A 12,909-nucleotide genomic window follows, 5' to 3' on the forward strand; every position below is an offset into this window, starting at 1 on the left:
GCGTGGGTTCCTGGGGTGGTCCCAGGGGGTGGTTCGGGTGTCTGCGCGTGTGTCTGAGTTATCGGGTCTGGGGCTGTTGACCTGGGTGTATCCGCCGGGTTGGTGGATCGCGTGGTCACGGCTTGCGGGTGCGCTGAGCAACGCAGACGGCTGCTTCCCGCGCGACTGGTGGTGTACTTCGTGCTGGGGCTGGCGCTCTTCTCTCCGGCTCCGTATCTGGAAGCGATGCGGCACTTGGTGGAGGGGCTGCGGGGCCAAGGGCTGCTGGGCGGCTGGCACGTGCCGGCGAAGTCCTCGCTGTTCCGCGCCCGGCAGCGGCTGGGCTGTGAGCCGTTGCGAGTGCTGTTCGCCACGACCGCCAAGCCGATGGCCACCGAGGCGACACCCGGTGCGTTCCGGCGGGGCTTGCGGCTGCTGGCGGTGGACGCAACCTGCTGGGACGTCGCGGACAGCGAAGCCAACGAGGCCGCGTTCGGACGTCCGGGCAACGGCCGCGGGTCCGGCAGGAGCGCGTTCCCGCAGGTGCGGATGGCTGCTTTGGTGGAGGTGGGCAGCCACGCGGTGCTGGACGCGGAACTCGCCGGCTGCCGCACCGGGGAAGTCACCCTGGTCAGCCGCCTGCCACGGTCACTCGGCCCGGGCCGGCTCGTCCTGGCCGACCGTGAGTTCCTCGGTGTCCCTCTGTGGCAGGCCTTCACCGCCACCGGCGCCGACCTGCTGTGGCGAGTGCCCGCCAACCGCGTCCTGCCGGTCCTCAAACAGTTCCGGGACGGGTCATGGCTGTCACAGATCCGGGCGAGCAGCGGCCCTGCCCGGCATGAGCCGGTCACCGTCCGGGTTCTGGCTTACCAGCTCAAGGGCCAGGTCAGTAAAGACACATCTGACGGCTACCGGCTGGTCACTACCCTGCTGGATACCCGACGCCATCCGGCCCGGCAGCTGGCCGCGCTCTACTGCGAACGCTGGGAGGTCGAATCCGTCTTCGCCGAGATCAAAACCCATCAGCGCGGCACCCGCGTCGTACTGAGCAGCAAAACCCCCGATGAGCAGTCGATCGTGCCCTGGCGTCCAGTCCAGCGGAGCAGGCCGGGCCTCGTCTCGATACGAGTGACGGCCCGGTTGCCCGTTGCCCGGGACGAAGGGGGGAGCCGCAGGACGGCCTGCATGCCGTTCTGGTGCGACACGAGGTGGAGGTCTTCGGCACGCTCGTTGTCCGCGAGTACGCAAGAGATGCCGAACCAGGAGCCGCGGGTGCTGAACGGAATGTCGTGGAGGGAGAAGGCCGGGCCGGATCGGGCGGCGGTCATGAGGGGGTTACTCGTTTCTTCAGCAGGGGGCGCCGGCGATCGGCGCGGGTCAGTCCTTTATCGCGCCGGCGGTCACGCCGGCGGCGACGTCACGCTGGGCGAGGACGAGGATGGCCGTCGTCGGCAGCGAAGCCACCACGGCGGTGGCCATGATGGCGTTCCACTCCTGGTTGTTGTTCCCGATGTAGTGGTAGATGCCGAGGGCGATCGGCACAACCCGGACCCGCTCGCACGCCACCCCGACATCACCGTGGGTGGCGTCGAGACGCGACGCGTCAGCCTCCCCGACACCATCCACCAGGACGACTTCTGCGAGCTGACCGTCCCGGTCCACCTCGGGAAGGGGCAGAACCCGATCACCTTCCGCTCCGGGGAACTGCCGAACTTCGGCGGCACCACCTACGCCTCGGACACCTTCCCCGGGGTGCTGCTCCGCTCCCGCTGCGCCCCGCTGATCGACCGGATCACCGTCGCGCCGTACGCGCGGGAGGTGCGGTGAAGTGATCAGCGCAGGTGAGGCAGCGCGGAGGCGTGCGGGCCTGGCGAGGCGGAACTGCCGCCCGGTTGTGCGAGGTGCCCGCCTCGATGGCGGCAGTGCGGCTCGGCTCTGGAGGCGGAAGAACTTCTCCACCACCGGCACGGTGCCGTAACCAAGAGACACGATCCCCGGTCCGCCGTGCACATCGGCGTCCGCACTGCCTGTGGGATCGTTCAGACGCCGGTGATGGTCCATTCGTTGTTGGTGCTGGAGTTCGGTGTCCACATCACCGTGGTCGAGCCGGCCGTGGTGCTGCCGCTGCCGTCAAGGGCGGTGCCGGTGGCCCGGTTGATGATCTGGTAGCGGTTGCCGCCGAGGCTGCTCAGCGACCACTGCTGGTTGTTGCCGCCGTTCCAGACCTCCTGGCGGGCGGGAGCGCCGTTGGCGGAGTTGCCCCAGCTGTCGGCGGCCATGCCGTTGGTGCGGTTCATGATGCGGTAGTAGCCGTTGCCGAGGTCGATCAGCTGCCACTGCAGATTGGTGCTCCCGTCGTAGTTCCACTGCTTGAGGTTGGATCCGGAGGCGACGTCGCCCCCGCTGTCGAGCGCCAGTCCGCTGGTCACGTTGGTGATCTTCACCCAGGTCGTCGAGCCACCCGGCGCGCCCAGGACGGGGATCTCACCGGAGAAGGTGAGCTTGACCGTGTACGCCAGGGCACTGAACGGTGGGTTGGCCGAGGGCATGGTGAGGTGCAGGCCGGAAGCGTCCTGGACCGGAGCGGGCAGGTCGATGTAGGCGCCGGCGGTGTTGTTCAGCAGTTTGGCGCCGGTCAGGCTGCTGACGTTGATCTGGTTCGAGTTCAGTGTCGTGATGGTCATGGTGCCGCCCTGCCAGCCCAGCGCGGTGGCGTAGAGGACCTTGTTGTCCCGGCTGCGGGTGAACCGGACGTCCTGCGGTTTGCCGGCCACCGGTCCGCTGAACGAGCCTCCGCCCATCTTGGTGGGGCCCTCGCCGTAACTGGTCCAGGAGCGGGTGGAGTAGACCGCCTCTCCGAAACGGCCGAGCCAGTCGCCCATGGCGAGCAGGATGGACCGCTGCCCGGAGGGGATGGTGCCGTCGGACATCGGGGCGATGTTCAGCAGCATGCTGCCGCCCTTGCTGACCCGGTCGATCAGCGAGTGCAGCAGTGCCTGCGTCGAGTAGTAGCCGATGCCCTCCGTGTAGCACCAGCTGGAGGAGGAGATGCTGTCGTCGGTCAGCCAGTAGGGGGTGAGCAGCCCCGCCGGGCCGCCGCGCTCGAAGTCGAAGACCTCACCCTTGTTGTTGAGGCCGTCCTTGTAGGTCGCGACCACGTCCTTGTTCCACGAGACCGCCTGGTTGTAGTAGTGCGCGAGGAACTCGAGCCGGTAGGACTCCTGCACCAGGTTCAGATCGAAGTCCTGCCAGACCAGATCCGGCTGGTAGCCGTCGATGACCTCGATCAGCTTGTCGTACCAGAGCTTGTTCTCCGCGGCCGAGCCCTGCTGGCCGTAGAGGATGCGCAGCGTCGGGTCCGACTGGTTCGGTACGTGGTCGTAGTAGCCGTTGAAGTGGTAGGCGTGGTGCAGCGCGGTCATGAACTTCAGCCCCTGCCCGCGGATGGCCTGCGCGTGCAGCCCCACCAGGTCGAGTCTGGGACCGTGCTGGACCGAGTTCCACGGGTTGGAGCGGCTGTTCCACATGGAGAAGCCGTCGTGGTGCTCGGCGACCGGCCCGGCGAACCTGGCGCCCGCGGCCTTGAACAGCCGCGCCCAGGCGTCCGGGTCGAAGTTGCCGCCCTGGGAGGCGAGTTTGGGGGCGAACTGCACGCGGTTGCCGGTCTTGTCGCGGGCGCCGTCGATGAAGTTGTGGTACGGCCAGGCCGAGGGGTCGCCGTAGGTGGCGATGTGGTGTCTGTTCTCGGCGGAGCCGCCGATGTACATGTTGCGCGGATACCACTCGTTCCCGAACGCGGGAACGCTGAAGGCGCCCCAGTGGTAGTAGATGCCGAACTTGGCGTCCTGGAACCAGGCCGGGGCCGGGGGGTGCTGGTCCACGGAGGACCAGCTCGCGGTGTAGCTTCCGGGGCCGTCCGTCGCGGCGGCCTCGGGGGCGAACCGCAGCAGGCCGAAGGCCGTGGCCGCGCCGGCCGCCGCCAGCAGTTGGCGCCGGCTGAGTGGCAGGGAAGAGGAAGACATGGGGGCCTCTCGGGAGAATGACGGAGCAGGTGCGGTAGTCGGTGATCGTCGGCCGGTCACCGGATCAGTCGCGCGTCCACTTCTGGTTGCTGCCGCCGTTGCAGGTCCACAGCTGCAGCAAGGTGCCGTTGGCCGCTCCCGCGCCGGTGGCATCCAGGCACAGGCCGGACTGGACGCCGGTGATCGTGCCGTCGACGTGGAGCGTCCACTTCTGGTTGCTGCCGCCGTCGCAGTCCCAGATGTCCACCTTGGTACCGGGGGTGGTGCCCTGGCCCGCGGCGTCGAGGCAGTCGCTGCCGTACACCCGCAGCTCACCGTCCGAGGTGTTCGTCCACTTCTGGTTGCTGCCGCCGTTGCAGTCCCACAGCTCCACCTGGGTGCCGCCCGTCTGCGACTGGTTCGGTACGTCCACGCAGCGCCCGGAGCTGGCCCCGACGATCGCGCCGGTCGTGCCGCCGTCTCCGCCGCTGCCGGGGGTGATGGACAGGTTGTCGAACTGCGCCGTCTCGCCCTGGCCGGTGGCGTAGCCGATCTGCCCGCCGACCCAGGTGCGGTCGTTCACGGAACCGACCGTGGAACCGTCGATGACGGCGGTGATGGTGGTGCCGGAGAAGGTGAGGGCCAGGGCGTGCCACCGGTTGGTGCCCAGCGCCGCGGTCGTGCCGCGGGCCAGGGTGGAGACGTTGCCGCCTGTGTCGGAGTCCAGGATCGACCAGGCCCCGGTGTCGCTCACCCGCAGGTGGTAGGCGTTGAGCCCCCCGGTGCTGTTGTAGTCCTGTGCGCCTGCACGGCCGATCAGCTCGGTGTATCCGGGCTGTTCGAGCATCACGTCGGACGAGACGGTGTAGTTGCTCCAGCCCACGTCACCGAGCAAGGCGTGCGGATCGGACAGCGCGTCCCAGGTGATCGGTTTCTGCGGGCTCATCTGGCGCACGCACTTGCCGCTGCGGCCGCCGCCGCAACCCACCTCCTCGAAGGCGCCCTGCCAGTCCATGAGATACTGCGCCTCGGTGCCGGTGGCGTAGCCGTCGAAGGAGTCGCTGTACGGCAGACTCATCGTGTCCTGGGCAGGGCCGGTCGCGGTGCCCTTGCCCTGACCGGTCGTGGTGGTCAGGGTGTAGACGCGACCGGGCTGCACGGTCAGGCTGAAACCGCTGCCGGACGGCGTGACGTCGGTGGCGTGCACGAGGTAGTCGGCCGGGTTGTTGGAGCTGACGTCGGTCGACCAGACGTGGACGGTTCCGGTGGACAGCCCTCCGGTGACGGTGAAGTTCAGCGTCTGGGCGCCGTCGGCGTCCATCGTCTCGATGACCGTGGAGTAGTCGGAGTTGTTCTTGGACTTCAGCGAGACATAGCTGCCGTTGTTCCGGCTGCCGCCGATGTAGCCGCTGGAGGCGTCGAGGTACTTCCACCCCGGGCTGGTGAACTGGCTGGTCTGTGCCATCACCCAGGCGTTCTTGCCGATCCTGTAGTGCCCAGACCACGGCTGCGCGGCCAGGGCGAGCCCCATGGTGGGGTACGGCAGGTTGGGTGTGATCGCGGCGACCACCGGCCAGTTGAGATACGCGGTCATCCGGCCGTCGATGTATCCGCGGTTGATGCCGCGGGCCACGGCCGGGGCTCCCGCGTTGTAGTCGTCCGAGCCGTTCTCGCTGGCCCACAGCGGCTTGCCGGACGATGTGGCGGCCGACGGCACCGAGCAGTTGGACTGGGACGACCGGTAGCCGCAGGGGTAGTGCGTGCCGATGATGTTCACCGCGGCGGCGAACGCGGGGTCGGAGTTGACGTCGTTCGCCACGGCCCAGTCGGAGTCCGCCGCGACGATCTTGATGTTGTCGTAGCCGTTGCTGACCAGCGCACTGCGCAACTGCTCGTACCAGGAGACGTTGTAGCCTCGCTCGTTCCACCCGCCGAGGTAATCGATGCTCAACCCGTGCTGCTTGGCGCAGCCCAGCCACGAGAGCAGGTAGTTGATCATGTCGGTGGACCAGAAGTTCCCGCCGCCGATCCAGCCGGGCGCACCCCAGGCGAGCCCGTACAGCTTGATGTCCGGGTTGCGCGCTTTGGCCTGCTCCATCAGCCACCATTCGTAGCCCCGGTCGCAGTTCAGGTCGGACCGGGTGTGCTGGTGGCTCGGCTCGGCCCCCGAGGTGGAGTTGGTATCGCCGCCGATCTCCGCTTTGAGGATCTGCAGGGAGGCACCGTAGCCGGGCCGGAACAGGTAGTCGAGGATCTGGCCGCGCTCGGGCTCGGGATAGTCGATCAGGAGTCTGCTGTTGCCGCCCCCGCCGCTGATCGCGCCGACGCCGTCGAAGGTGCGGCCGCCGGACGCGCCGTTGATCGTGACGGAGGTGGCTGCCTGGGCCGGCCCGGCAGCCGTGCCGACGAGGCCGCCGGCGGCCAGGACGAGGCCCGTGAGCACGGCCGTCGAGGCGCGCAGACGCCGGACCAGCCATCTGAATGCTGACACGCTGGATTCCTTTCGCAGGTCGGAGGCGTCCCGTGGCCGCCGGGTCCGCCATGGGGCGCGGTGGCTGTGTTGTGCTCGTACGACTCGCGCTGCTCGTGGTGGCCGTGGCTCCACGGTTGCCGGAGGCCGCTCGCGGACGGGCGTCCGTTCAGCCGCGGTCAGCCGAGGATGAAGGGTCGCCCGTTGCGGGTCCACTGGTCGATCGCGGCGCCGGTGCTGCCGGAGTCGCCGTACACGCCGAAGCCGCCGCCGCTGGACGAGGCGGGTGTCAGACAGACGGCGAACGCGTCGTGCGAGCCCTGGAACGTGAACGGCACGGTGATCGAGCCGCCCGAGGCGCTCACGTTCTGGTCGTGCACGATCTGCGGGGCACCGAGCGGTGCCCGGCCGGGGATGCGGTGCACGGTGATGTGCACGCCACCGCAGCCGACCCAGTTGGAGCAGTCGCCGTCGTCGCACGGGTACCTCGTGTTCGACGGCTGGTCGCCGTTCGCGCCGTAGATGTCGCTGACGAGCACCTGGTACCGCGTGTGGTAGGGCGGTCGGGTCTCGCTCTCGTCCTCATCCGTTCCTCCTGCGGTGGGGCGCCGCTGCGTTGCGGCGCGCGTGCTGGACGGGGGCCGCCACCTCCCGCGGACGTGAAGGGAGTTCAGCGGTAGCCGGCCGCCGTGACGTTGGCCTGTACGGCGTTGTCGGTCGCATCGGAGGGGTAGCCGGCGACGATGGCTCCTGCGTAGAAGGTGCCGCTCAGGTTGGCGCCGCCGCCGGGCAGTCGCTGTTGACGTGGGTGCCGCTGGTCACCATGTACGCCCCTTCGGGTGCGGCACCGGTCGGCACGCCCGTCAGGTGACCGTCCCGCCAGTAGCTGTTCCCGGGGTTGATGTACAGCGAGTACGCCTTGGTGCCCCCGGCGGTCAGCGACTCGGAGGTCGCCTTCGCGGAACGGCTCTGACTGTGCCGTGTCCGTACCCTCAGACATCCCATGTCCCATAGTGATTCCACTGGTCCCTCACACTGTCAATAGGCATGTCTGTCTCAATCGGAAGCCGATCCATCCCATGTTTCTTTTGCACTGGTCAGCCCACCGTGGCGTTCCGGTCCCTGGAACGATCCGTGGGCCGGTACGCCCTTGCTGACCGAGACAGCCACACGATTCCCCCTCGGCAGCCAGGCCAGCCAGGTTCCGGACGGTGCCTGGTCGGCCACGGTCGTCAGCCGGCAGACGGCTATGGCGTGGCCCCCGCGGGCGGCGCGCTCACCGGACCGCCCTACGCGCTCGCCGCCTGGCTCACGGGTCGCGGTGGCGCCGAAGCGACCGAGGGCGAGGTGTTCCGTCGCTGTTTCGGCGGATGGAGCGCGCAGTCGTGCGGCCGGGGCGCGGGTCACACCTCCGGGGGCGCCGGTCTCGATCAGCCAGCCGTGCTCGAGGACCTCTACGACTGGGAGAAGTCCACGGCCCGGATGGCCGCTCAGGCCCCGTGGTGGGAGCCGGGAGCGGCCTCGGGCTACCACATGACGAACTTCGGTCACTTGCTCGGCGAGGTCATCCGGCGCGTGAGTGGAAAGCCCCTGAAGCGGTTCGTCGCCGAGGAGCTCGCCGGGCCGCTGGGTGCCGACTTCCAGATCGGTGCCGCCGAGGAGGACTGGGACCGGATCGCGAACGGCGAACGATGCCAACACACCGGGCCGGCGCCGCGCGGACATGGGTGCGGTGAACGGGCACGGGAATGCTCGCTCCGTCGCACGTGTGCTGTCGGCGATCGCCCGCGGTGGTGAGGTCGACGGCATCCGCCTGCTCGGCCCGGACACGATCGATCTCATCTGCAACGAACAGGCCAACGCCGTGGACGTGGTCCTTGGCATCCCGCTGCGCTGGGGCGTCGGCATGCGTTGCCCAAGTCGGCATGCGTTGCCCAAGAAGGACACCATCGCCTGGATCCCTGACGGAAAGATCTGCTTCTGGGGAGGCTGGGGCGGGTCAATGATCATCATGGACCTCGATCGGCGCATGACGATCTGCTACCTGATGAACAGGATGGCCCCCCGGCATCATCGGTTCCGACCGAAGCGGTACCCACGTCACGGCCATCTACGACGCGCTTCGGAACAACACCTGGGCCCGATCCTTCGTGACGGCCCGTCGGATTCCCCGGGGGCCGTTTCGGCTATCCGGCCTGTCGCGGGTCGGACCACCGCCCGAGGCGGCCCCCGCGCAGGCTGCGGGGTGCCCACAGGCGGGTGGCCCGCCCGATGAAAGCGCGAGGTCAGCGCTGCAGGGTAAGGACACCCGGCCGCCAGGGCAGTTGGTCATAGGGGCCGCCGGCGGAGGGGGACTTGCCCTGGTAGAGGAACTGCAGGTTACAGGGGTCGACGGTCATGGTCTGGTCGGGGTTGCTGCGGACCAGGTCACCGTGGCTGATGTCGTTGGTCCAGGTGGCACCGCTGTTGGCCTTGCCCGCGAAGGGGTTGCTTTCGCTGCCGGCCTGCGGGGTCCACGAACCGCTCAGGCTGGAGGCCGTGAACGAGCGGAAGTAGCGCCCCTTCGCCCCGATCGCCTCAACAATCATGAGGTACTGGTTCTGGTCCTGAACCTTGTAGACCTGCACCCCCTCGAACAGGTTGTTCGTCGAGTCGCTCATGACCGTTGTGTACGACGAGCCGAAGCTGCCCGGGAAGTTCCCGATCGGCATGCTCGCTCGGTAGATCTTGCCGTTGTCACCGGCGAAGAACAGGTACATGTTCTGACCGTCACCGATCAGGGTCTGGTCGATCGGGCCGGTGCCGGAGCCGGAGATGCTACCGGTGAACAGCGGCTGCGGCGAGGACCAGCCGTTGGGGTTGGTGGGGTCGTTCGACGTGCGGTAGATGAAGGGCCACGCACCCCACTGGTACGCCAGCACCCAGATGTTCTTGGGCGCGAAGTAGAACAGCGTGGGCGCCACCGCGGCCTGGCTCATTCCGGCCTGGCCGGCCGACGCCATGTCCGACCAGTTCGTGAAGGGGCTGAACCTCATCGAGCCGTAAGACGATCCCGACACGTTCGACGCGTAGACCAGGTGCTTGCCGTTGTACATCACGTTGGTGAAGTCCTTCAGTGAGACCCACCCGTTCGCCGGCTGCGCCAACACACCCGTCGACGTCCACCGGTACGTCGACGGAAGAGAACACGCGCTGGTGGCCGCCTGAGCCGGGTTGGCGACGAGCGTCGCCGCCAACGAGGCCAGGGCCGCGACCGAGGCGCCGAGCATCACAGACAGACGTTTGCGGTTGAAACTTCCTCCGTGCATGAGGACCTCTTGATTCTTGAGTGAGTGGTTCCGGCCGGCCCCGTCGGAGGCTGTCCGGACGGGTTCGTGCGCAGCCGGATGCGGTTGCCCGGAACGGGCCTCGCTCACGAGCTCGTGGCCGGCGCCGGTTGTTGTCCATGGTCACCCCGCTGACCTTCGCCACCCGCCCGGGTCGCCGTCCCGCACCGCGGAGTGGTCGAGCTGGACCGTTGCGGTGGAGGTGGTGCCCTGGACGCGGCCGGTGGCGGTCGCCGTCGCGCGACGACGGGAGGAGGGCTGGTGAATCCATGACATCTGCAAAGCGGTGTGCTCCTTGCGGCTCGGCCGTTCCGGTGGACGTGGCCCGGAAGTGTCCTGCTGTGCGAGTGGAGCAGTTGCGATGTGTCCGCGATTTCGAACAACGGTCGAAGTATCGAGCAATCTGGATGGTAGGGGACCGGTGAGCGGCGTCAATACCTCTCGCACGATTCGCGGGCAACGCTGGAATGTCTCGCAGGGCTTGATGGATGAAACGCCACAGGTCAAGCCGATCGAATCGCCGGGCCTGGGCGGATGGACAGACCTTCGGCGCCGGAGCGAGGCCGGTTCGTGGATGGTGTTGACATGGCCGCCAGGGCTCGCGCGGGAGATCGCCTGGCTGCGCGGGGCAGGGATGAGCCAGGCCACGGGAGTCCTGGATCAGTAGCCGTAGACCATCTTGTAGGCGACCTCGGGGAGGAACTGTCCGGCCGAGGAGCCGGCTCCGACGCCGCAGTTGCCGTCGGACTCGCCCGGGGTCTTGATCCACAAGAGCATTTCGGCGCCTCCGCCCAGCTGGGTGGCGGTGCCGATGCGGCGGCCTGAGGGGTTGCACCACTGGCCGTTGGAGCCGTTGCCGTTGCGACTGGTGTCCACGACGAACGGCTTGGTGTAGCCGTAGCGGGCGTTGAGTTCACGGTTGACGGCGTTGCCGTAGGCGGTGTTCTCGCTCGTGGTGAAGTAGTTGGAGGCGTTGAGGGAGAAGCCGTGGGCCTGTCGGAGGCCGGCTTCGTGGAGGCGCCGGGCCATGGTCGCCGGGTCCGCCCAGCCCGGGTTGCCGGCGTCGAGGTAGACCCAGGTGTTGGGGGCCTGGCGGCTGAACTCGGCGAGGGCGCCGGTGAGCATGCCCTCGCGTTCGTCGATCTGAGCCTGGGTCATGCAACCGTAGTCCCCGAGAGAGTCCGGTTCGAGGATGACGACAGCCGGGCGGTTGGCGATCCCGCCGGCGAACTGGGCGATCCAGGTCGCGTAGGCGGACGGCGAAGCGGCCCCGCCCGCGGAGTGCCCGCCGCAGTAGTCGCGGTTGTATATGTTGTAGGCGACGAGGATGGGCAGTTTGTCCCCATGGTCCGCGGCGCCCGCGTACGCGCCGGTAGCGGTGCCGATGGTGCCGCTCCAGGAGCCGAACCAGCGGGCCATCGGGGTATTGGCGATGGAGGCGTTGATCGCGGGCGCCCGGCCGTCGCCGGGGTTGGCGGCGACCCACCTCTTCGCGCTGGAGTCGGGGTCCACATAGAACCCGCTGGTCATGGTGGTCGGGTCGGCCGCGTGGGCGGACGGTGCGATGGCGAGCGCCAGCGGCAGAGCGAAGAGCGCTGCCATCAGGGCGCGGAGTCTGTGGCGCATGACTGTACCTCGGTTTCCTGACAGGGATGTGTCGGACGCTCTTGGTCACGAGCGAGCGACGCGCTGAGGAAGTGCGGTGGTACAACGCCCCCTTGTGCCGACGACTCTCCTCCGGCAGGGACGACAGGGCCGAAGGTCGGCAGCGAGTATTGGGAGCGCTCCCACTGGGAGCGCTCCCAACAGCACTGAGAGCACCTGGGGTGTGGTCGGTATCGTGTTGCCGACTGGTCAAGCTGTCAAGGGTCGACGTACAACTCGGCCTTCACAGGGCGAGGACGAGGCTCTACAGTCCCGTAATTGGAAGCGCTCCCAGCTCTCCGGTCCCTGATGGCTCCGTACCCGTCCTCCGTCGCCCACCGGGCGGGTGGCAGCGGCATGAGCCGGGGGAGACATCCCGTCCGATCGAGAGGAAGGGCTCATGACTCATGGCGGAAGTCGCGCCGCGTCGGCAGCCGACGCTCGACCAGGTGACCGAACTCGCCGGCGTCTCCCGCTCCGTGGCCTCCCGCGCGATCAACAACGCACCGCACGTCAGCCGTGCCAAACGCGAGGCGGTCGAGCGGGCCGTCAGGCAACTCGGTTACGTACCCAATCCGACCGCCCGTGCTCTGGCCACCCGCCAGACAGGAGCGGCCGCCCTGGTCGTCTCGGGAGAGGATCCGTCGATCTTCGCGGATCCGTTCTTCGCCCAGGTGATCGTGGGAGCGTCGGCCGCTTTGGAGGAGGCCGACCTGCATCTGATGCTGTGCCTGGCCGCTTCCGACCGGAGTCGCAAGCGGGTGGGGGAGCTCCTTCGGTCCAAGGGTGCCGACGGCGCCATGCTGATGGCGCTGCGTGAGGACGATCCGCTGGCCCGTATGGCCGAGGAGGCGGAGATACCCGTCGTGTTCGGCGGACGCCCGGTCGGTACAACTCCCCGGTGGTACGTGGACGTCGACAACGTCGGTGGAGCGCGCGAGGCGACCGAGTACCTGATCTCGCGCGGCCGGACTCGCGTAGCCGCGATCTGCGGGCGTCTGGACACCGAGGTCGGACGTGCCCGGTACCGCGGCTACCGGGACGCCATGCTGGCGGCCGGCCTCGGTCCGTTCTTGCCGCAGGAGGGGGACTTCACCGAGCCCAGCGGAGCCGCCGCCATGGCCGCGCTGCTGGCGAACCACCCCGACGTGGACGGGGTGTTCGCAGCCAACGACAACATGGGCGCGGGAGCGCTGCGCGCGTTGCGCGGGGCCGGCCGACGGGTCCCCGCCGATGTCGCAGTGGTCGGCTTCGACGACCTGGCCGTCGCCCAGATCGCCGATCCGCCCCTCACCACCGTCCATCAGCCCATAGCGGCTCTCGGCCGGGAGATGGCGCGCATGCTCGTGGCGCTCATCAGCGGACAGGACCCCACCCCGCTGATCCTGCCCGCCCATCTGGTCACCCGCGCCAGCGCCTGACGGACCTGTCCTGACGAGCAGGTCCGTGAGGGGTGGACCAGCGTTCCGTCGTGCGGACGATCACCGTG

At 68.5% G+C, this 12,909-nt stretch carries 8 protein-coding genes and 3 pseudogenes; 4 read left to right on the top strand and 7 right to left on the bottom strand.

Translation table 11 applies throughout. From position 1 onward, the window contains the following. Nucleotides 1-102: 102 nt before the first annotated feature. A complete protein-coding gene (locus NP777_RS48350) occupies nt 103-1,806 on the top strand; it encodes an IS4 family transposase (protein ID WP_308405394.1) in 1,704 nt (567 codons plus the stop codon). A gap of 212 nt (nt 1,807-2,018) precedes the next feature. Here NP777_RS48350 and NP777_RS44830 read toward each other — a convergent pair whose 3' ends face one another. The 5 genes and pseudogenes from NP777_RS44830 to NP777_RS48895 form a co-directional block, all read right to left on the bottom strand. Then, nucleotides 2,019-4,001, bottom strand: coding sequence for an alpha-L-fucosidase (locus NP777_RS44830; RefSeq protein ID WP_256655960.1), 1,983 nt, complete (start codon nt 3,999-4,001; stop codon nt 2,019-2,021). Nucleotides 4,002-4,065: 64 nt separating this feature from the next. Continuing rightward, a complete protein-coding gene (locus tag NP777_RS44835; protein WP_256655961.1) occupies nt 4,066-6,471 on the bottom strand; it encodes a ricin-type beta-trefoil lectin domain protein in 2,406 nt (801 codons plus the stop codon). Nucleotides 6,472-6,629: 158 nt separating this feature from the next. Next, a complete protein-coding gene (locus NP777_RS44840; RefSeq protein ID WP_256655962.1) occupies nt 6,630-6,989 on the bottom strand; it encodes a hypothetical protein in 360 nt (119 codons plus the stop codon). A gap of 131 nt (nt 6,990-7,120) precedes the next feature. Next, nucleotides 7,121-7,243: an arabinofuranosidase catalytic domain-containing protein gene (locus tag NP777_RS48890; RefSeq protein WP_449343565.1), complete on the bottom strand. Its 123-nt coding sequence runs from the start codon at nt 7,241-7,243 to the stop codon at nt 7,121-7,123. Beyond that, a pseudogene (locus tag NP777_RS48895) lies at nt 7,240-7,425 on the bottom strand (arabinofuranosidase catalytic domain-containing protein); the annotation flags it as partial. The gene NP777_RS48890 and the pseudogene NP777_RS48895, both read right to left, overlap by 4 nt. A gap of 72 nt (nt 7,426-7,497) precedes the next feature. Between NP777_RS48895 and NP777_RS44850 the strand changes: the two are divergent. Further along, nucleotides 7,498-8,725, top strand: a pseudogene (locus NP777_RS44850) (serine hydrolase domain-containing protein). Between the two features lie 10 nt (nt 8,726-8,735). Here NP777_RS44850 and NP777_RS44855 read toward each other — a convergent pair. Next, nucleotides 8,736-9,638, bottom strand: a pseudogene (locus tag NP777_RS44855) (non-reducing end alpha-L-arabinofuranosidase family hydrolase); the annotation flags it as partial. A 559-nt stretch (nt 9,639-10,197) separates the two neighbouring features. Here NP777_RS44855 and NP777_RS44860 point away from each other — a divergent pair. Then, nucleotides 10,198-10,443 carry a hypothetical protein gene (locus NP777_RS44860; RefSeq protein WP_256655963.1) on the top strand — a complete coding sequence of 82 codons (246 nt, stop codon included), beginning with the start codon at nt 10,198-10,200 and terminating at the stop codon, nt 10,441-10,443. Here the strand turns inward: NP777_RS44860 and NP777_RS44865 are convergent. After that, nucleotides 10,437-11,402 carry a glycoside hydrolase family 6 protein gene (locus tag NP777_RS44865; RefSeq protein WP_256655964.1) on the bottom strand — a complete coding sequence of 322 codons (966 nt, stop codon included), beginning with the start codon at nt 11,400-11,402 and terminating at the stop codon, nt 10,437-10,439. The two genes, NP777_RS44860 and NP777_RS44865, sit on opposite strands and share 7 nt — an antisense overlap. A gap of 425 nt (nt 11,403-11,827) precedes the next feature. Here NP777_RS44865 and NP777_RS44870 point away from each other — a divergent pair, with 425 nt between their 5' ends. Beyond that, complete coding sequence (locus tag NP777_RS44870; protein WP_256655965.1) at nt 11,828-12,841, top strand: LacI family DNA-binding transcriptional regulator; 1,014 nt, start codon at nt 11,828-11,830, stop codon at nt 12,839-12,841. Nucleotides 12,842-12,909: the final 68 nt, after the last annotated feature.

It is taken from the genome of Streptomyces rugosispiralis, from assembly GCF_024505145.1.
In the GTDB taxonomy this organism is placed as follows: Bacteria; Actinomycetota; Actinomycetes; order Streptomycetales; family Streptomycetaceae; genus Streptomyces; species Streptomyces rugosispiralis.

Bases quoted from the DNA above. Each gene is read 5' to 3' on its own strand.
- NP777_RS44830 (WP_256655960.1), bottom strand. From the start codon at position 4,001: ATGTCTTCCTCTTCCCTGCCACTCAGCCGGCGCCAACTGCTGGCGGCG.
- NP777_RS44865 (WP_256655964.1), bottom strand. From the start codon at position 11,402: ATGCGCCACAGACTCCGCGCCCTGATGGCAGCGCTCTTCGCTCTGCCG.
- NP777_RS44870 (WP_256655965.1), top strand. From the start codon at position 11,828: ATGGCGGAAGTCGCGCCGCGTCGGCAGCCGACGCTCGACCAGGTGACC.